The sequence below is a fragment of the Synechococcus sp. BO 8801 genome (genome assembly GCF_002252675.1).
In the GTDB taxonomy this organism is placed as follows: Bacteria; Cyanobacteriota; Cyanobacteriia; order PCC-6307; family Cyanobiaceae; genus Cyanobium.
The window spans coordinates 203,442-221,911 of sequence record NZ_NQKY01000002.1 but is presented as its reverse complement, the minus strand read 5'-3'; the positions used below and the strand labels follow the sequence as shown (position 1 = coordinate 221,911).

Annotated in this window: 21 protein-coding genes; 12 read left to right on the top strand and 9 right to left on the bottom strand. The window is 68.1% G+C overall.

Annotated elements, in window-relative coordinates:
* The first annotated feature begins 21 nt into the window (after window positions 1-21).
* Window positions 22-987 carry a CAF17-like 4Fe-4S cluster assembly/insertion protein YgfZ gene (ygfZ, locus tag CJZ86_RS02565; protein ID WP_094584392.1) on the top strand — a complete coding sequence of 322 codons (966 nt, stop codon included), beginning with the start codon at window positions 22-24 and terminating at the stop codon, window positions 985-987.
* On the opposite strand, the gene CJZ86_RS02560 is transcribed toward ygfZ, so the two are convergent.
* Window positions 945-2,489 (bottom strand): TM0106 family RecB-like putative nuclease, encoded by a 1,545-nt coding sequence (locus CJZ86_RS02560; RefSeq protein WP_094584391.1) that lies wholly within the window; start codon window positions 2,487-2,489, stop codon window positions 945-947. The genes ygfZ and CJZ86_RS02560 overlap by 43 nt on opposite strands.
* 114 nt (window positions 2,490-2,603) lie before the next feature.
* On the opposite strand from CJZ86_RS02560, the gene CJZ86_RS02555 reads away from it, so the two are divergent.
* Together CJZ86_RS02555 and rdgB are read left to right on the top strand one after the other, a co-directional pair.
* A complete protein-coding gene (locus CJZ86_RS02555; RefSeq protein ID WP_094584390.1) occupies window positions 2,604-4,073 on the top strand; it encodes a phosphohexomutase domain-containing protein in 1,470 nt (489 codons plus the stop codon).
* Window positions 4,073-4,735, top strand: coding sequence for an RdgB/HAM1 family non-canonical purine NTP pyrophosphatase (gene rdgB / locus CJZ86_RS02550; protein WP_094584389.1), 663 nt, complete (start codon window positions 4,073-4,075; stop codon window positions 4,733-4,735). Before CJZ86_RS02555 ends, rdgB begins: the two co-directional genes overlap by 1 nt.
* Here rdgB and CJZ86_RS16450 read toward each other — a convergent pair.
* Window positions 4,732-5,631, bottom strand: coding sequence for a glycosyltransferase (locus tag CJZ86_RS16450; RefSeq protein ID WP_158219492.1), 900 nt, complete (start codon window positions 5,629-5,631; stop codon window positions 4,732-4,734). The two genes, rdgB and CJZ86_RS16450, sit on opposite strands and share 4 nt — an antisense overlap.
* An 865-nt stretch (window positions 5,632-6,496) precedes the next feature.
* Here CJZ86_RS16450 and CJZ86_RS02540 point away from each other — a divergent pair.
* Complete coding sequence (locus CJZ86_RS02540; protein WP_233133792.1) at window positions 6,497-7,525, top strand: glycosyltransferase family 61 protein; 1,029 nt, start codon at window positions 6,497-6,499, stop codon at window positions 7,523-7,525.
* A 238-nt stretch (window positions 7,526-7,763) separates the two neighbouring features.
* Entirely contained in the window at window positions 7,764-8,897 is a 1,134-nt protein-coding gene (locus CJZ86_RS02535; RefSeq protein WP_158219490.1) for a glycosyltransferase, read from the top strand.
* 8 nt (window positions 8,898-8,905) lie between these two features.
* Here the strand turns inward: CJZ86_RS02535 and CJZ86_RS02530 are convergent, their stop codons facing one another.
* Window positions 8,906-9,202, bottom strand: a complete 297-nt coding sequence (locus CJZ86_RS02530; RefSeq protein WP_094584385.1) for a YciI family protein — start codon at window positions 9,200-9,202, stop codon at window positions 8,906-8,908.
* Between the two features lie 82 nt (window positions 9,203-9,284).
* On the opposite strand from CJZ86_RS02530, the gene CJZ86_RS02525 reads away from it, so the two are divergent.
* Together CJZ86_RS02525 and CJZ86_RS02520 are read left to right on the top strand one after the other, a co-directional pair.
* Complete coding sequence (locus CJZ86_RS02525; RefSeq protein WP_094584384.1) at window positions 9,285-9,449, top strand: Nif11-like leader peptide family RiPP precursor; 165 nt, start codon at window positions 9,285-9,287, stop codon at window positions 9,447-9,449.
* Window positions 9,450-9,508: 59 nt separating this feature from the next.
* Window positions 9,509-10,384: a glycosyltransferase family 32 protein gene (locus CJZ86_RS02520; RefSeq protein WP_158219489.1), complete on the top strand. Its 876-nt coding sequence runs from the start codon at window positions 9,509-9,511 to the stop codon at window positions 10,382-10,384.
* A 30-nt stretch (window positions 10,385-10,414) separates the two neighbouring features.
* Here CJZ86_RS02520 and CJZ86_RS02515 read toward each other — a convergent pair whose 3' ends face one another.
* From CJZ86_RS02515 to hisB, 3 genes are all read right to left on the bottom strand, one after another.
* Window positions 10,415-11,896 carry a carotenoid oxygenase family protein gene (locus CJZ86_RS02515; RefSeq protein ID WP_094584382.1) on the bottom strand — a complete coding sequence of 494 codons (1,482 nt, stop codon included), beginning with the start codon at window positions 11,894-11,896 and terminating at the stop codon, window positions 10,415-10,417.
* 86 nt (window positions 11,897-11,982) lie between these two features.
* On the bottom strand, window positions 11,983-12,141 hold the full coding sequence (locus CJZ86_RS16895) for a hypothetical protein (RefSeq protein WP_158219488.1): 159 nt from the start codon (window positions 12,139-12,141) through the stop codon (window positions 11,983-11,985).
* Between the two features lie 42 nt (window positions 12,142-12,183).
* Window positions 12,184-12,858: an imidazoleglycerol-phosphate dehydratase HisB gene (gene hisB, locus CJZ86_RS02510; protein ID WP_199297099.1), complete on the bottom strand. Its 675-nt coding sequence runs from the start codon at window positions 12,856-12,858 to the stop codon at window positions 12,184-12,186.
* Between the two features lie 112 nt (window positions 12,859-12,970).
* On the opposite strand from hisB, the gene CJZ86_RS02505 reads away from it, so the two are divergent.
* Window positions 12,971-13,573 carry a carbonic anhydrase gene (locus tag CJZ86_RS02505; protein ID WP_094584381.1) on the top strand — a complete coding sequence of 201 codons (603 nt, stop codon included), beginning with the start codon at window positions 12,971-12,973 and terminating at the stop codon, window positions 13,571-13,573.
* Here CJZ86_RS02505 and CJZ86_RS02500 read toward each other — a convergent pair.
* The gene (locus tag CJZ86_RS02500) at window positions 13,564-13,770 is read right to left on the bottom strand and encodes a hypothetical protein (RefSeq protein WP_233133791.1); all 207 of its coding nucleotides are present in this window, start codon (window positions 13,768-13,770) and stop codon (window positions 13,564-13,566) included. The genes CJZ86_RS02505 and CJZ86_RS02500 overlap by 10 nt on opposite strands.
* Before the next feature lie 70 nt (window positions 13,771-13,840).
* On the opposite strand from CJZ86_RS02500, the gene CJZ86_RS16445 reads away from it, so the two are divergent.
* On the top strand, window positions 13,841-14,266 hold the full coding sequence (locus tag CJZ86_RS16445) for a hypothetical protein (RefSeq protein ID WP_143594018.1): 426 nt from the start codon (window positions 13,841-13,843) through the stop codon (window positions 14,264-14,266).
* Window positions 14,267-14,415: 149 nt separating this feature from the next.
* Here CJZ86_RS16445 and fabI read toward each other — a convergent pair whose 3' ends face one another.
* On the bottom strand, window positions 14,416-15,198 hold the full coding sequence (gene fabI, locus CJZ86_RS02495) for an enoyl-ACP reductase FabI (protein ID WP_094584379.1): 783 nt from the start codon (window positions 15,196-15,198) through the stop codon (window positions 14,416-14,418).
* A 28-nt stretch (window positions 15,199-15,226) separates the two neighbouring features.
* Here fabI and CJZ86_RS02490 point away from each other — a divergent pair, with 28 nt between their 5' ends.
* Complete coding sequence (locus CJZ86_RS02490; RefSeq protein ID WP_158219487.1) at window positions 15,227-16,024, top strand: 4'-phosphopantetheinyl transferase family protein; 798 nt, start codon at window positions 15,227-15,229, stop codon at window positions 16,022-16,024.
* On the opposite strand, the gene CJZ86_RS02485 is transcribed toward CJZ86_RS02490, so the two are convergent.
* Entirely contained in the window at window positions 15,972-16,538 is a 567-nt protein-coding gene (locus tag CJZ86_RS02485) for a hypothetical protein (RefSeq protein WP_094584378.1), read from the bottom strand. The two genes, CJZ86_RS02490 and CJZ86_RS02485, sit on opposite strands and share 53 nt — an antisense overlap.
* A 79-nt stretch (window positions 16,539-16,617) precedes the next feature.
* Between CJZ86_RS02485 and CJZ86_RS02480 the strand changes: the two genes are divergently transcribed.
* Window positions 16,618-17,202 (top strand): thioredoxin family protein, encoded by a 585-nt coding sequence (locus CJZ86_RS02480; protein WP_094584377.1) that lies wholly within the window; start codon window positions 16,618-16,620, stop codon window positions 17,200-17,202.
* A 54-nt stretch (window positions 17,203-17,256) separates the two neighbouring features.
* Entirely contained in the window at window positions 17,257-18,459 is a 1,203-nt protein-coding gene (locus CJZ86_RS02475) for a DegT/DnrJ/EryC1/StrS family aminotransferase (protein WP_094584376.1), read from the top strand.
* Window positions 18,460-18,470: the final 11 nt, after the last annotated feature.

The following is an 18,470-nucleotide window of genomic DNA, read 5'->3' as shown; positions in this document are numbered from 1 at the left end:
AACCCCGCGACGCACTCTGCCATGGCCCCCTCCCCCGACCCGACACCGGCTGCGGCCGATCCCTGGCAGTGGACGCCGCCGGAGGGGAGCCGCTGGTCGCGGCCGGTGGGCCTGCTGCGGCTCGACGGTCCCGACACCCTGCGGGTGCTGCACGGCCAGACCAGCCAGGCCCTCGAAGGGGCCCGCCCTGGCCAGTGGCTCGGCACCTGCTGCATCAGCCCCACGGCCCGGCTGCGGGCGGTGGCGGAGGTGCTGGTGGATGACGCCGGGGCCTGGCTGGTGATCGTCGACGGAGATCCCGGGGCCGTGCGCACCGCCCTCGACCGGGTGCTGTTCCCCGCCGACAAGGTGCGGCTGGGTCCGGTGACGGCAGCCGTCCTGCACCAGCCGCTGGGGGCACCGGAGCCGGAGGCCCTGCCGGCCGGCACCTGGGCGCCGCTCGAGGGCTCGCCGGGCTGGCGGCTGGGGGAGGCCCTGCTGCTTCCGGCCGACGCCCCCTTGCCCCCGGCACTGGCCGCCCGGCGCCCCCTGGAGCCGCTGGAGGCGGAACGCTGGCGGCTCCAGCAGGGCCTGCCGGCGGCGCCGGGGGAGATCAACGAGGAGATCAACCCCTTCGAGCTGGGGCTGGCGGGGCGGGTGAGCCTGAGCAAGGGCTGCTACGTGGGCCAGGAGACCCTGGCCAAGCTGGCCACCTACGACGGGGTGAAGCAGCAGCTGCGCCGCTGGTGGGCCACGGCTGTCCCCGACGGGGCCGTCGCAGTCAGCACACCCCTGCAGGACGGGGCCGGGGGCCGCGCCGGGGTGATCACCTCCAGCCTGGAACTGCCCGGTGACGGGGGCTGGATCGGCCTGGCCCTGGTGCGCAAGGCCTGGCTGCCGGAGAGCCAGCTGCTGGCCGGGGCGGCCCCGGGCGTGCCCCTGTGCCTGTCGCTGCCGGAGGCGTTTCAGCCGCCGCCGCTGGGGCCGGGGGGCAAGGCCGCGTCCTGATCGAGCAGCCAGCGGACCACCGCCCAGGTGGCCAGGCTGTCGTCCTGGTTGTAGCGGAAGATCCGCTGCAGCTTGCGGCCCAGGGCCCGCCGGCTCGGACGCCGCGGGCCGCCGGAGCCCTTCCGCCACTGGCGCCACCACAGCAGGCAACGGGCGCCGTCAACCCCCTTCTGGCTCCAGGTGAAGCCCCGCCAGCCGGCGACGGCCTTGAGCCCGTAGCTGTTGACCGGCAGCAGCCAGTGGCGCCGCAGCCGCTGGTGCACGTCCACCAGCCGGGCCCGCAGCCGTTCCCGCTCCCGCTCGCTGGCCCCCTGGCGCTCGGCCAGCCGCAGCAGGGCGACCGACTCGGTCTCGCCGTAGTGCAGCACGGGCCAGTCGGGATAGCGGGCCAGCAGCGTGCTCAGGCGCCGCCAGAGCAGGGCCTCGCCGTGCTCCTGCAGGGCGAGCAGGGGCTGGTAGCTCCCCAGGTCCTCCCCCGGCCCAGGCGCGCCGGGCCAGAGGCCGTCCGCGCCGCGCTCCAGCCGCACCAGGCCATGGAGGAAGTCGTCGCGGGCATCGGGGTCGGATTCGATGTCGTAGAGCAGCACCCCGGGCGCCGCCGCGAGCTCCGGCAGGGCAGGGCCGGCCCCATCGCCGCTGCGTCGGGGGGTGCCCTGCTGCTGCACCCTGGCCTGGGCCACCAGCTTGGGGGCCACCTCGCGGTGCTGCTCGCTGTGGACGGCCAGGTCCTCGGCCAGCCGGTCCGGATCGGCCGCCGCCAGCTGGTCGAGGCTGGTGATGCCCAGCTCCAGCAGCAGCTCGCGGCGCTTGCCGCCGATGCCGCTCACCTCGCTGAGGTGCCCCTCAGCGGCCGCGACCCGATCGCAGGCGCCGCGCCAGCTGCAGAGGGTGCATTTCTTGCGGTCGCTGACCAGGGGCGGCGGCTCGCTGCGGGCCAGGTCGAGGGCCAGGCGCTCCAGGCTCTCGTCGAGCTGGCGCTGCAGGGAAGAGCCGAGGGCGAGCCGTTCCCGCTCCAGCCCCCGGTCGGCGCCGGCCACCACCAGCCCATGGGGCACGGGGGCCCGCTGGTGCTCCTCCAGCAGCCGCCCCCACAGGGCCAGCTGCAGGCGGTGCTCCCGGGTGAGGCGCCGGCCCTGGCGGGCCAGCACCGGCCGGTAGCTGTGGGCGCCCCAGCGGCTGGGCTCCTCGACCCGCTCCAGCAGGCTCGGGTGGGCCTCCAGGCGCAGGCCCCGGGGGCCCGTTCCCGCGAGCCTGAGCCCCACCACACCGGGCGCCCCGTCGCGGCAGGCGGCCTCCCCGTGGCCGGGGCGCTGGGGCAGCAGGCTCTGGAAGCTGCGCAGCTGGTCATCGAGGGCCAGGGCGCGGTGGGCACTCCACTGCCGCTCCTGGGGCGCACCGTGGCGATCGAGCCAGGCCCGCCGCCGGCAGCGCACCCAGCTGCGCAGCAGGCGGTCGGTGAGGACGGGGGATCCGGGGGAGGCGGCGTCCGGGTTCTGGGGCATGGGATGCAGGCTAGGGGGACCGGTGGCCTGCCATCAGGCCGGCACCCGCCGCAGCCATCCGGAGCGGCCGGCCTGCTACGACCGGCCTGCCCCTCCATCGCCTCCGCGCCGCCCATGGCCTCCGCCCCCCTGCCCCTCGAGGCCGGACCGATCCTCTTCGGCACCGATGGCTGGCGGGGCATCCTCGGGGTGGACATCACCATGGAGCGGCTGCTGCCGGTGGCCGCCGCCGCCGCCCGGGAACTGGCCGCCAGCGCCCCGGAGGGCCTCGCCAGCCGGGAGGTGGTGATCGGCTACGACCGGCGCTTCCTGGCCCCGGAGCTGGCCGAGGCCATCGCCGCCGCCGTGAGGGGGGCCGATCTGGTGCCCCTGCTGGCGGCCACCCCCGTGCCCACCCCGGCCTGCAGCTGGGCGGTGGTGGAGCGCAGGGCCCTGGGCGCGCTCGTCATCACAGCCAGCCACAACCCGCCGGAATGGCTGGGCCTCAAGATCAAGGGACCCTTCGGCGGCTCGGTGGAGGGGGACTTCACCGCCCGGGTGGAGCGGCGCCTGGCGGCCGGGGGCCTGACGGTGCCGATCCCCGGCGACACCGAACGTTTCGATGCCATGGGCACCTACCTGGCGGGTCTCGGCGCCAAGGTCGACGCCGCGGCCCTGGTGGAGGGCCTGGCCGCCGCCGGCCTGCAGGTGATCGTGGACCCGATGCACGGCTCGGCCGCCGGCGGACTGCCGGCCCTGCTGGGGGAGGCGGGGGGGGCCGCGGGCGTGATCCGGGAGATCCGGGGGGAGCGGGATCCCCTCTTCGGCGGCCACCCGCCCGAACCCCTGGCCCCCTACCTGGAGCAGCTGATCGCCGAGGTGCGCCAGGCCACGGCGTCCGGCCGGCCGGCGGTGGGCATCGTCTTCGATGGCGACGGTGACCGCATCGCCGCGGTGGACGAGCAGGGCCGCTTCTGCAGCACCCAGCTGCTGATGCCCCTGCTGATCGACCACCTGGCCCGGGCCCGCGGGCTGGGGGGCCGTGTCGTCAAGACCGTGAGCGGCTCCGACTTGATGGCCCTGGTGGCAGCCGACCTGGGCCGGGAGGTGATCGAGATGCCGGTGGGGTTCAAGTACATCGCCGCCGAGATGCTCAGCAGCGAGGTGCTGGTGGGGGGAGAGGAATCGGGCGGGGTGGGCTTCGGCATCCATCTGCCGGAGCGGGATGCCCTGTTCGCAGCCCTGCTGCTGATCGAGGCCCTGGTGGAAGGGGGACTGCCCCTCGGGGCCCGGCTGGCGGCCCTGCAGGAGCGCTGCGGTGGCGCCAGCGTCTACGACCGCCTCGACCTGCGCCTGCCGGACATGGCCAGCCGCCGCCGGCTGGAGGCCCTGCTGGCCCAGGATCCGCCGCAGCAGGTGGCCGGAGCGACGGTGCTGGAGGTGAACCGCACCGATGGCGTCAAGCTGCGGATGGGCCCCAGCCACTGGCTGATGCTGCGCTTCTCCGGCACCGAGCCCCTGCTGCGGCTCTACTGCGAAGCCCCCGACGCCGACCGGGTGCAGGCGGTGCTGGCCTGGGCCCGCCAGCTGGCGGAGAGCATCTGATGGCCGCCCCATCGGAGCCCGGGGTGGCGCCCACCGTGCTGGTGATCGCCAGCGGCAACGCCGGCAAGATCCGGGAGTTCTCCCACCTGCTGGCCTCCCTGCCCCTGGAGGTGCGGCCCCAGCCGGAGGGCCTGGAGGTGGAGGAAACGGGCACCACGTTCGCCGCCAATGCCCGGCTGAAGGCCGAGGCGGTGGCCCGGGCGACCGGCCAGTGGGCCCTGGCCGACGACTCGGGCCTGGCGGTGGCGGCCCTGGGCGGCGCCCCCGGGGTCCATTCGGCCCGCTACGCCGACAGCGACCCCGCCCGGATCGCCCGCCTGCTGCGGGAGCTGGGGGATGCGGACCAGGCGCGCTGCGCTCAGGGCCTGGGGCCGGACCGGCGGGCGGCCTTCGTGGCCGCCCTGGCCGTGGCCGACCCGAGCGGGGCGATCCGCCTGGAGGTGGAGGGCCGCTGCGACGGAGAGATCCTGGAGGCCACGCGGGGCAGCGGCGGCTTCGGCTACGACCCGGTGTTCCTCGTGCCGGAGGCGGGCCTCAGCTACGCGGAGATGGACAAGGGCCTCAAGGGCCAACTCGGTCACCGGGGGCGTGCCTTCACTCGGCTGGCGCCGGGACTGAGGGAGCTGCTGGGCAGGACTGGAGCAACACCGACAGATCCTTAGCGGGCTGCGGGGGTGCGGGAGCGGGCCTCCAGCACCGCCTCCAGGGCCTGGGCGATCGCCGCAGCCCGTTGATCCCAGGTGCATCCCATGGCGAAGCGATGGCGCTCTTCCGCGCGGCCGTCATCGAAGCCGGTGGCGGCCAGGTTCTTGAGGGTGGCTGTAAGCGCCTGGCCATCGGCGCAGTGATAAGCCAGAGAGGGAGTTTCAGCGATCTGGGCGCAGGTGCCGGTGTAGAGAATCGGCTGACCGGTGGGTAGCTGGGAGAAGAAGCGGACGGGGCTGCTGCAGGGGTTGATGTCATCGTCTGTGAGGGGCAGCAAGGCCGCGTCGAGGGTGGCGAAATAGGGCTGAAGCGTCTCGTAGGGCAGGGCGCCAAGAAAGCGGCAGCGTGGGCTGCTCTGCAATTCAGCAAGACCGGGAACTTCCCTGTAGACGGGCCCGATGAAGAGCCAGCGCAAGGCTGGAAGGGCATCATGGGCTGCCAGGATTGGCAGTAGATCGACGCGTGAACTGATGACCCCAATGACGCCAATCAATGGCCGAAAGTCTTCCGATAACCGGTCAGGCAACCTCTGCCTTTCTGAGGGGATGGACGGTGGAAGCCACGAGCCAGGAAAGCCGTTGGGAATGACATGGACAGAGGGGAGCTGAAATCCGCATCGTCGCTGCAGAGCATCGACAATTCCTCGGGAAACGGCGAACACAAGATCGACATGCTTCGCGACAAACACCTCCTGGTCCAATCGAATAAAGGGATAGGCGGCATAGTTATCAAAGACATGATACGCAACAACAGGAGCTAGCCGTCGGTAGTGGATAGCAAATGGCCAGAAAGATGGATTGGCGATGATGACGACGTCACCACGGCCGTAGAACTTTTCAAGACGATGGCCCACCAAAGGAGCCAAAAGTCAGACGAGCCAGCGACGGTGGGAAAAGGCACCGCGCGGCAGCTCGCATCGGCCCCTGCGCCATGGCAGCGCGAACGGGATCCAGCCGGCCAGCGTCAGGGCAGGGGAGATGACGGTGACATCACAAAACCCACGCAAGGCCTCAAAGCATGCAAGCCGAGATGGGCCCACCAGACCGACCACAAAAACACGGCGAAGCGGAGATGTCGAATTGCTGCCGTCACCTCGCGGCGAATACCCCTGTCCTGATTGGAGCGCAGGCTGCTGATTCCTGGCCGATTGAGCCGATTGAATCATACTTACCAATGCCCGCCAGAATCGCCATTCATTGCGATCCTAACCTGACGTCCAAGGATTGACAATGAGATTTTCGGAAGAGTGTTGGGCGCGGATATCTTTCTTCGGCACCAAAGACAACATTCCGCGAGCGGGCTCGCCGCATTGCCAGGCGAAGCCTTCAGAGTAACTGCAGAGAAAGCAACACACTGGCAGTCATCAGCAGAAGGGATGCACAGAACGCCCGAACCGAACATTTCATGATAAATTCCACTGGATAAGCCCGGCAAACGAGGGTATCGCCAACCCCGTAAACCTTGTCGAAAAGCAGCTTAAGCAGTCAGGTAGCCGAATCAGCGTTGCAACGGCCATGATGTCAACCCTTGCCAACCTTGTCCGTCTACCCCGGGCCATCCTTCGTCGGCTCTGGGCATCGCTCTGGAGAGCCAGCCAGGAACAGTCCCATGGATATAAGTTTCTCCTGACTATCTACACGATGCATGCATACGCGTACCTTGGAGAATTGGTACGCCGAAAAAAGAAGCTCAACTCTAGTGACCCGCCCTGCGAACAGGTGATCTTCAACGCTGTACGACTCCAAGCTACGAACCGTGGCCCTGCAGCAGGCATCGGACCTAAAGATCGCGTTCTCCACGCCGATGCTGAATCCATTCAGGGTCAGATAATCATCCAGGACGGAGTGCTCGTCAATAGCGGAGATTCCATTCTTCATCACGGGCACTACCTTTGTGGGAGATGGCGTGAGCGCTCAGATGGTCATACCATTGAGTCCACAGAGATTGATTATCACAATGAGGCCCAGCTTCGTGATGACATTCATGGTGAGTCCGTCATCATCAATGGACGCTCTCTGTGCCTCACTGGGCCGTGGAGCGACAATTACTATCACTGGCTATTTCAGTACCTTCCAATTCTGAGAATCGCTGGCGAATGCATCCGCATGGATGAGATCGACAATGTTCTCGTCAAAGGTCCGATCAAGCCATTTCAATCCGAGTCACTATCTCTCCTAGGCATCCCCCCCCAGAAAATCATCGGGATCAGCCCAGGCAAGAACTACTTGGCCGAAGAACTTGTGTTGACCACCATACCCTGTGCAAATCGCACCTACACTCCATGGGCCATTGACTTCCTGCGTCAGCTTCGAAAACCACAGACGACTCCTTCATCGCCGATCTTTTTTGATCGTCACTTCCCTGCCACGAGAAGAATAGTGAACGCGGAGGAGGTTTATTCTGTTCTAGAGAGCTATGGAATTCAATGCATCGATTGTGGCTCCCTTTCCTTTTCTGATCAGGTTCGCCTTGCTTCCTCCGCAAATCTCCTGCTAGGTATTCACGGTGCCAGCCTCGCCAATGCGGTATTCAGCGCGCCCGGCACAACCCTTTTGGAGCTGACTCCTCGAAACTACTCTCCTCCCTATTTCAGTGGTCTTGCAAAAGTATGCCAACTGAATTACGCTCGAGTCATGGGTAGAGAGCCTGGGCCGCTATCCACTTGGGTACCCATTAAGCGTGCGGACATCATTGTCCCCATAGACATCCTCAGATTAAAGCTTGAACGATTTTTCCACCCATGCTAGAGACATATGATCACAATCGATTTAGTCGACAGCTCCATGCACCTCCAGTGGCCACTAAAATGTCATTCGCGGGACTCATCGTTCAATGACTCCTCCATTGATCAGAAGGCGCATCAGCCCAGCTGAGCCTGGCTCCAACTCTGATCGTCGTGTGCTTGTAATCTCTCCGATTGGGTGCGGACCACCGCATAGCGGAAACAGAACAAGATTACAAACCCTTCTGCAAGAATTCAGGCGCATGGGGCTGGAGGTGCATTTTGCCTGGGCTCAGATTCCAGATGAAACAACCTGGGCACGACTTTCTCCCGAGGCAAGGGAGGTAACTCACACGTTTGTTGACCAATGGGCCCAGGACTTTCTTTGGAATGAACGAACGGCCAACAGATGGAGTGTGACTCTCAGCAAAGCCAGACACCTTCTACTACGACTTACTCGCAGAGGCCGGGAAAGACACAGCCAAGGAATTCACCGTCTGGATGGGTGGTTTCATCCCGACTGGACGAAACAGGCCAAGAGGCTTCAGAAGCAACAGAACTACACGCGAGTTGTTGCCGCCTATGTGTTCGCATCTGGCTTTTTGGACGCTTTTCCGGCGAGAACATTAAAGATTCTCGATTGCCACGACATCTTCACCTGCAGAAACGATATCGCAAGCAATGAAGAATCAAAGTCCTGGTGGTACTCCATTTACAAAGCAGACGAACGCAGAGGCCTCCTCAGAGCCAACCATATTCTGGGAATTCAACACGAAGAATCCGAATTCTTTGCCAGGCTTACCCATGGCAAGCGGTCCGTCTTCACCGTGGGACATTTCACAGACATCCGCCCATTGGATTTTCTTCCAGACGCCATCAGCACCTTTGGCTACATTGCCTCCGACAGCTCGGCCAATCTGGAAAGTCTGCATTGGTTTTTGCGCGACGTCTGGCCGCTCATCAGAGCCAAGCAACCCAATGCTGTTTTCTTGATTGCAGGTTCTGCCGGCAATGAAATCCCTGAAAGTGCAAGCGTGAAGCCCGTTGGGAATGTTCCATCACTGTCCCAATTCTATTCACAGATCCTCTTCGCTATCAATCCCATACGCCTGGGAACTGGCTTGAAGATCAAGACGGTTGAAGCTTTGTCATTCGGACGCTCCGTCGTTTCAACAACATGCGGCTCCAGCGGTCTTGATGCTTATCATGGCCAAGGAATTCTGATCGCAAATTCAAAGGAAGAGTTTGCCGAGGGCGTGATCTCCAGACTTGCGGATCCGATCGCAGCTATGAAGGATGGTTCGCTGGCGACAAAAACAGCGGAGTCAATCAACATGCAATCAAGAGAAGCACTTGCTCAGGCTCTTGGGCTGGACCGTTCCAGCATGGATCGCTAGTGCGCTTGTCAGCGCACCTCCAAGTCCCCCACCGCCGGCCGCCATCCCTGCAGCTGCCAGTGGGCGCAACCGGCGATCACCATCGGATCCTGCAGCACCAGGGCGAGGGCGGCTGCATGGTCGGGGGCCTCGAGCAGCAGCAGGCCGCCGCCGCCGGGCCGCCCCTGGTCGTCCACCAGATACCCGCTGCTGATCCTGCAGCCCTCCAAGCGCAGCCGCTCTACCCAGAGGCGGTGCTCCTGCAGGTGAGCAATCACCGCATCATGGGGGAGCCGGAAGGTCTCGGTCTTGATGAACCAGGCCATGGCAGGAACGGAACGAGAGATCAGGCTCCGGGCCGCGCTCCGGAATGGAGTAGGACAGAGAGAGTCAGTAGTCGATGGTCCCATGTCCAAATCCCAGCTCAACGCTTTCCTCGCCAAGGTGGCCGCCGATCCGGCCCTCAAGGCCCGTGTGGATGCAGCCGCCGACGCCGATGCCGTGGTCGCCATCGCCCTTTCCGAAGGTCATCTCTTCTCCCCCGCCACCTTCACCCGTTTCTCGCGCGGCTGAGGCCGGCGCGGTCCTGTCACGGCTGGACGATGGGGGAGACGATGCAGGGGCGGAGCGGGGTGAACCGAGCCAGCGCGTGGCTGCTTTCAGGGGCGTCCCTGGCCTCCCATCCTCCGGCCAGCCGCGGCATCCCCAGGATCATCCACCAGACCTTCAGCACCAGGAGCCGGATGCCGGCCGTGCTGGAACAGAACTGCCGCGCGATCGAAGCCCTCAACCCGGACTTCAGCTATCGCTTCTACGACGATCACGATCGTGAGCGCTTCATCGGCGACACCTACGGCGAGGCGATCCTGGCCCGCTATCAGCGAATCGATCCTGCCTACGGTGCCGCCCGGGCCGATCTGTTCCGCTATCTGTGCATCTACCACTTCGGCGGTGTCTATCTGGACGTCAAGGTCGGCGTCACCCGGCCGCTCTCCGAGGGGCTGCGCGACGATGATGCCTTCCTGCTGAGCCAGTGGGACCATGGGGCCGGCAGTCCCCATGCCGGCTGGGGCACCCACCGGCGACTGGCCGGAATCCCGGGCGGCGAATTCCAGCAGTGGCACGTCATCGCCTCTCCGGGCCATCCGTATCTGGCCGCCGTGATCGCTGCGGTACTCAGCAACATCGATCGCTTCAATCCCTTCGCCTTCACCAATCCCTGGGAGGCGGTGATCTGCACCACCGGCCCGGTCGTCTACACCCAGAGCATCCACCGGATCCTGGCGGCCCATCCCCACCGGCGCCTGGTCGGCAGCGAGGAGATCGGTCTGCAGTACAGCGTCTTCGATGGCTCGGCAGACCCGAACGCCCATCGTCGGCTCTACAAGGATTACCGGAAGGCCGAAACCCCGCTGGTTCGCCAGCCCTTTCCCCTCTCCCTGCTCTGGCCCCTGCTCAACCTGACCCGGAAGGTGGCGCGCCGGGTCCGAGGGCTGCTGCGGCGCTGATCCTTCAGCCGCCGGCAGATTGGCGCAACCTCAGGCAGCCACCCAGCTGCCATGCAGGCCATGGGGGATGGCCAGGGGAAGCTCCAGCACGGCCACCTCGCCCATCGAGGCGGCATCGAGGACGACCAGATCGCTGGCGCTGCGGGCACCGTTCCAGACCAGGCCGAGCACCCAGCCGTCGTCCTCGGCCGTGGCGCCGGGACGGGGCACCATGATCGGTTCACTGACGAAACCGCGGGGCGCCGCACTCCAGACCCGGGACTCGCCGCTGGCGAGATCGAGCTTCATCAGGGCCTGCAGGGGGTCATTGCCGCGCTCCCGTTCGGCCACCGCCATCCAGCCGTAGCGGCTCTCGAGCCCCACCCGGGCCGGCGCCACCATGGCGAATTCACAGGTGCGCTCACTCAGCCGCGTGGCCGTGACCGTGCCGCTGGCCAGGTCGAGACGGCAGCGCTCCAGCAGGCCCTCGGGGATGCGGTCGAAATCGACCTCCTTGTAGTCCTGGTCAGGGCCGATGGAGGGGAAATCGGCGTAGAAGATGCTGTCGACCACCACCGCATCGCCGTCCTCCCAGGCGTTGAGGTGGTGGAACACGAAGCCTTCCGGAGCCTCCAGCACCCGCGGCTCCTGGCCGGCGAAGGCGCCGTCCTGGCGCGGAATCAGCCAGAACTGGCCGCGGGCACCGGCCCGGGACTTCAGGCATTGTGCGGCCCCTTTGCGGCCGAGCACGTAGGGGAGGGGGTTGAAGTCGATGGCGTTCTGCAGGAACACCGCCCAGTTGGGGGTGATGGCGAAATCGTGCAGGAAGGCGAAGCCACCGAAGCTGTGGCTGGAGTCGGCCAGCAGGGTGCCGGCCCCGGGGCCGTCGGCGGCGAACTCCATCAGGCGCACCGTGCTGCGGGGGCCGGCCTTGACACCGAAGGTGACCATCCGGGGAGCGCCGTGGTGGCCGGGATCGAAGCGGGGGTGGGCACTGAAGGCCTCACCCGGCTTGAGCACCCCGTCCAGCAGGGTCAGGCCGCGGGTCTCGAGGCTGAGGGGATCGAGGGCATGGGGGGAGCTGGCCTCCCAGAGGGCGAGCAGCTGGTCGCCGAGTCGCACCACATGGGTGTTGGCGATGTTCTTAAGCCGCAGATCGAAGGCGTTGGCCAGCGGGCCGCCGGGCTTGGGGGTGCCGAACACGCCCCGGTAGAGCACCGTGCCGGCCTTTTCCTCGGCGAGCCAGCCCTCGGTGCGCACGAAGCGGTTGCTGAGCCGGGCGCCACCCTCGGAGAAGCGCAGGGCCGTGATCATCCCGTCGCCATCGAAGGGGTGATGGACCCAGTGGCCACCGCGCTCAAGCCGGCCGGGGCCGTTGCGGTAGAGGGTGCCCCTCAGCTCGGCCGGGATGGCGCCACGGGCGGCGACGAGGGGCTCGTCGCTGAGCTCGACGCTGACGTTGCAGAAGGAGCTGGCCCAGTCGGCGCGGTCGTAGGCAGGCGAGGCCGCAGCGGCGGGGAAGGCAACGGTCATCGAATCAGCCCACGGGAAGAACAGCGCAGTGCGCTGTCCCGATTATCACGTAACGGAGTGTGAAGGCGTGGGCGGCCGTCCCGCCCTCAGGCCTCGCAGGGCAGCTCCACCACCGGGCAGGGGGGCTGGGACACGACACAGGGGGCCGCCTGGACCTGGCTCGGCAGGCAGTCGGCGGCACGGGCGGGGGCAGCCACGGCAAGGGCGGCCGTGAAACCGGCCACCAGCAGAAGGAGAGGACGCATGGCGCGTACGCAGATCACCTGATGCTAGTCGCCACGCACCGGTCAGGCACCGGCGTGGCCGGCACGCTCCAGCACCCCCTTGCTGCTGGGCACGGCCCCACCGCGGCGGGGATCGATCTCCACCGCCTGGTCGAGGGCGCGGGCGAACGCCTTGAATCCGGCCTCGACGATGTGATGGGAATTCACCCCCGCCAGCTGGCGGATGTGGAGGGTGAGGCCGGCGTTGTTGGCCACCGCCACGAAGAATTCCCGCACCAGTTCAGTGTCGTAGGTGCCGATGCGCTGGGCGGGGATGGCCAGGTCGTAGCTGAGGTGGGGCCGGCCGGAGCAGTCGAGTGCCACCTGCACCAGGGCCTCATCGAGGGGGGCGAGGAAGTGGCCGAAGCGGCGGATGCCCCGGCGGTCGGCCAGGGCCTGGGCGAGGGCCTGGCCCAGGGCGATGCCCACGTCCTCATTGGTGTGGTGGTCGTCGATGTGGGTGTCGCCCCGGGCGGTGATCTCCAGATCCAGCAGGCCGTGGCTGGCGATCTGGTGAAGCATGTGGTCGAGGAACGGGACGCCGGTGGCCACCTGGCAGCGGCCGGTGCCGTCGAGATCGAGGGCCACGTGCACGTCGGTTTCACCGGTGACGCGATGGACTTCGCCGGTGCGCTGGGGGCCGGTGCGTGGAGGGCTGATGGACACGCGAGCGAAGGCGACGGGCCGGACCTGAATCATGCCAAAGCCCCCGGGGCCGTGTTCCGGCGGTCCGATGCGCCCATGGCGATCGGGGTGCCCATGGTGTGCAGCGCTACGGCGGCGGGCCGCCAGGGGTGGTGGGGTGAGTGCCATGCATGAACGTCCGGGTGCCGTCCTCGATCAGCTGCGCGCCGGGCACCAGCGCTTTCTCGACGGCCATGTGCTCCACCCCCACAGCGATCGCCTGCGGATGCTGGAGGTGGAAGCGGGCCAGACTCCCGTGGCGGCGGTCCTGGGCTGCGCCGACTCGCGGGTGCCGGTGGAGCTGCTGTTCGACACGGGCTTCGGCGATCTGTTCGTGGTGCGCAACGCCGGCACGATGAGCACCGTGGCCGCGATCGCCTCGCTCGAATACGCCGTGAGCCATCTGGAGGTGCCGGTGATCGTGGTGCTCGGCCACGCCGCCTGCGGGGCGGTGGCGGCCGCCTTCGACCGGGAACTCAACCTGACCCCGAGCCTGGCCCAGGTGGTGGGCCAGCTGCGCATGGAGCTGTTCAGCCTCGGCGGAGAACACAACCTGGAGGAGGCCTGCCGCCGTCACACCCTCAACGCCGCCCGCAACCTCGTCGATTCCAGCGTGATGCTCACCGACAGGCTGCGCTCGGGCCGGCTGCAGGTGGAGGCGGCTTACTACAACCTGCACACCACCAGCATCGAGTGGATGGGGGCCCTGATGCCGATGCCTCAGGGCTGAGTGGGCAGGGCCGCCAGGATCCGTTCCACCCGGCTTTCCCAGGTCTGGGCCCGGGCGAAGGCCACCCGCGCAAGGAACTTCTCCGGGCCGTCGGAAGCCAGCTCCTCATCGATGGCCTGCAGGAAGCGGTCGGGATCCTTTTCGATCCGGATCAGGGCACCGGCCAGCTCCAGTCCCTCCACGGCGGAGGAGACCACCGGCATGCCACTGGCGATGTATTGAAAGGGGTTTCAGCGGACCCATCAACCGCGAGAAGGGCGTATCGAGATGGGGAATCGGGCAGAGATTCATCCGCTTCAACTGGGCCGGCACCTGATCGTTGGGCAGACTCCCCAGCCACTCCACATTGCCGAGGCCGAGCAGGCCGGAGTCCGACAGGCGCCGGTTGAGTTCGGGACCCACCAGCAGAAGCCGGCAGTGGGGCCGCTCCAGGGCGATCATGCGCTGCAGATCGATGTCCGTGCGATCCCAGAACGTGCCGACATAGCCCAGAACCGTCTGGGGGCCGGCGGGCCTGAACTCAGAGGCCTGCGCCAGAAAAGCCGAACTCACGGCCTGATCGATCCGGACACAGGGAGCCTGGGGCGAAAACTTTTCCTCATTCACCTTCGAGATGACGGCGATGAGGTCGGCCATGGCTCCGATTCGCGGATCATGAGTTATGGGTCCAGTCAACACACAGAAAAGCGTTGAATCGTCTGGAGAGATCACAGCAATGGCCCAGGGCCTGAAGGCGATTGCCAAGCCCCGCAACTCCCTTATCGACAATCGTTCGCTGCGTGGGGTCGCTCAAGGACTCTCCAGTGCCGAGCACCCTCTGGCCGACAGAAGACAGGGCTGGCTCACATCCCCGTGATGCAGTACCCGGCATCCACGTAGATCACCTGGCCGGTGATACCGCTGGCCAGGGGGCTGGCCAGGAAGGCGGCGGTGGCGCCCACCTCGTCCTGGGTGACGGTGCGGCGCAGGGGGGCCTTCTCCTCGACGTTGTGGATCATGTCAAGGATGCCGCCGATGGCCGAGCTGGCCAGGGTGCGGATCGGGCCGGCGCTGATGGCGTTCACCCGCACCTGCTGCTCGGGGCCCAGCTCCGCCGCCAGGTAGCGGACCGAGGCCTCCAGGGCCGCCTTGGCCACCCCCATGACGTTGTAGTTGGGGATCGCCCGCTCGGCCCCCAGGTAGCTCAGGGTGATCACGCTGGCCCCCGGGCTGAACAGGGGCTTGGCGTGGCGGCAGAGGGGCGCCAGGGAATAGGCGCTCACCTCCAGCGCCCGGGCGAAGCCCTCTGGACTGATGGCGCTGAAATCTCCCACCAGCTCGTCCTTGCCGGCGAAGGCCAGGCAGTGGATCAGCACATCCAGCGTTCCCCACTGCTCGGCGATGCGCTGGAACAGGGCCTCGATCTGGGCAGGGTTCTGCACGTCGAGGGGCTCGAACAGGGTGGGGTTCAGGGGGGCGGTGAGTTCGCGCACCTTGCCCTCGAAGCGACCCCGGTCGTCCGGGAGGTAGGTGATGCCCAGTTCGCAACCCGCCGCCGCCAGCTGCTGGGCGATGCCCCAGGCGATCGAGCGGTTGTTGGCGATGCCGGTGACGAGAGCCTTCTTGCCGCGCAGATCAAGGAGCATGGGGAACAGGGCGCCGGAGGGCGAAGGAATGCAGTCCGGAGATTCTCCCCCACCCGCGGGGGGGCCCTGGCTGCTCCGGCCTCAGCGCTGGCCGCCCCGGACGGCCCCTGCCCTGGCTCCGCCGCCCTGGCCCCCCGCCGGGTCCGACGGGCCTCCCCTGCTGCTGCTGATCGATCGCCGAGATCCGGACGTCCGGGCCCTGCTCACCCCCCTGGGGGATCTGCTGCAGGCAGGCGAACGGCAACGCCTGCACCGGCTCCGGGGCGAGGGGGATGGCGAACGCTTCCTGCTCGGTCGCGGCGCCCTGCGGTTGATTCTGGGGAGCTGGCTGGGGTGCGACCCCGCCGGCCTCGTGCTGGGGGCAGGTCCCCATGGCAAGCCGGAACTGCTGCCGCCGTCGGACGGGGGGGAGCCGCCTCCCCGCTTCAACGTCTCCCATTCGGGGGACCTGATCCTGCTGGGCTTTCACCCCCGTCGGCCGGTGGGGGTGGATGTGGAGCAGGGTCGGCCGGTGCCGGAGTGGGAGAGCATCGCCCGCCGCTGTCTGCCGCCGGGGGAATGGAGCGCCATCGGCACCCTGCCGCAGCAGCAGCGCGAGCAGGCTTTCCTGGCCGCCTGGTGCCGGCTGGAGGCGGGCCTCAAGGCCAGGGGAATGGGTCTGTTCGGCCCGCCGCCGACCCCGGGGGATCCGGAGCCGGAGGTCTGGCCCCTCGTGCTGCCGGAGGGGTACGTGGGCGCCGCGGCCCTGGCCTCAGCCGCTGAGGCGACGGCCGTCACCAGCCCCCGTGGTCCATTGCCCCGGGCTCCTCAAGGTCCTCGGGGGTGAGGGGCAGACCCAGCAGCTGCTTTTCAGCCCGCCGGATCGCCCGCGGGTCGCTGAGCAGATCGGGTTCCTCCAGCAGGGGCAGGACCGGCGGCCGGTGCTCGGCCGCGGTCCGCGGGGGCGGCTCCCACAGGAAGGTGCTGCCAGGGGCCCGCTGGCGGCAGAGCGCCTCCATCTGGCGGCGCAGGGCCAGACGCACCGTGCCCCGGTCCAGGGCCTGGAAGAACTCCTCCCGCGGGGCCAGCCCGAAGCTGGTGGGCTGGGGGCCGTTGCCGCCGCGCAGCCGGGCGGCGTCCGGAAGCCAGCGCGGCCGGCAGACACCGGGGCGCGCGGTGTCGGTCTCGATCCAGATGTGCAGGCCTTCGCCGCCGGGCCGGCTCACCACGGCGAGGCCGTCGTTGGGCTGGTGTCTCGGCAGGGGATACACCCGGCCGCTGGGACGCTGATCAGCGGGCACACAGCCGGTGAGCACGGCCGCCAGAAGCGGCAGCACCAGCAGACGGCACGGTGGCGACACGGCGGGGATGGCTCGGTGGCGGCGATGATCCTTGCCCGCTCTCCCCCATCCGCTCTGCAGCAAGGGCGGCAGCACAGCCATGGTTCTCACGAGCTCCACCATGCTGCCCCTCGGCACGCCGCTGCCGCTGGACGCCATGCGGGCCGCGCTGCGGCCCGTCACGGGTGGCCCGCTCGAAGCCGCCGCGCCGTTCGGCAGCCCCGTGCTGGTGCTGTTCCTGTGCCCCCACTGCCCGTTCGTGAAGCATGTGGAGGCGGAACTCACCCGGCTGCAGGGCGACCTGGAGGGGCGGGCGGGCCTGATCGGCCTCTGCAGCAACAGCACCGCCAGCCATCCCCAGGACGGGCCGGCGGGGATGGCGGCCCAGGCCGCGGCCCGGGGCTGGACCTTCCCCTACCTGCAGGACCCCGACCAGAGCGTGGCCCAGGCCTTCCGGGCCGCCTGCACCCCGGACGTCTTTCTCTTCGATCGGGCCCACCGGCTCGCCTACCGGGGCCAGCTGGATGGCAGCCGTCCCGGCGGTGAGCCCTGCGATGGGCGGGATCTGCGGGCGGCCCTGGCGGCCCTGCTGGAGGGGCGGCCGGTGCCGGAACCGCAGCGGCCGGCGATCGGCTGCAACATCAAGTGGCGGGCCGGTGCCGAGCCCCCCTGGTTCAGCGGCTGACTCTTCCAGGGTGGCGGCGGCGGCGGTCGGATCCGCAGGCTTAATGTTGCCGCCATGCATGTGCCCCCCTTCAGTCTCAGCGAGCAACTGCACCAGCTCGGAGACGCCCTCGACCAGGCCGTCCTGGACGTCCTGCGCAGTGGCCAGTACATCGGGGGGAGCACGATCAACGGCTTTGAGGCCGCCTTCGCCGAGGCCTGCGGCGTGCCCCATGCCATCGGCTGCAACAGCGGCACCGATGCCCTGGTCCTGGCGCTGCGCGCCCTGGGGATCGGCGCCGGCGACGAGGTGATCACCAGCTCCTTCAGCTTCTTCGCCACCGCCGAAGCAATCAGCGCCGTGGGGGCCACGCCGGTGTTCGTGGACGTGGACCCGGACACCTACCTGATCGATCCGGAGGCGATCGAGGCCGCCATCACCCCCGCCACCAGGGCCCTGATGCCCGTGCACCTGTTCGGCCGGCCGGTGGACATGGAGCGGATCACATCCATCGCCTCCGCCCACGGCCTGCGGGTGATCGAGGACTGCGCCCAGGCCAGCGGCGCCAGCTGGGCCGGCCGGCCGGTGGGCGGCTGGGGCGACGCCGGCTGCTTCAGCTTCTTCCCCACCAAGAACCTCGGCGCCGCGGGCGACGGCGGCATGGTGGTCTGCGGTGACGCCGAGCTGGCCCAGCGGATCCGGGAGCTGGCCGTGCACGGCATGCCCCGCCGCTACCTGCACACCGATCTGGGCTACAACAGCCGCCTCGATGCCATGCAGGCCGCCGTCCTGATGGTGAAGCTGCCCCACCTGCCCGGCTGGGTGGAGCGGCGTCGAGCCATCGCCGAGCGCTACCAGCGGGAACTGGCGGGCCTGCCGGGCCTGGTGCCGGCTGCGCCCGGACCGGAGGGCCACAGCTGGAACCAGTTCGTGGTGCGGGTGCCCCGCTGCCCCGCCGCCACCAGCGCCTGCGGGGGACGCTGCACCCCGGCCGCCGACAGCGCCAGCTACGGACTGCCCGAGGCCTGCTGCCGCGACTGGCTCAAGCAGCAGCTCCAGGAGGCGGGCGTCACGACGATCATCTACTACCCGATCCCCATCCACCGGCAACCGGCCTACGCCTCCCTCGGCTACGGACCCGGCAGCCTGCCGATCACCGAACGGCTCTGCGCCGAAGTGCTCAGCCTGCCGATCTTCCCGGAACTCACTGCCGAGCAGCAGGACAGCGTCATCGCCGCCGTGCGCAGCCTGGTGGGGGCCGAAGCGGTCGTCGCCTGAGACAGCCCCCG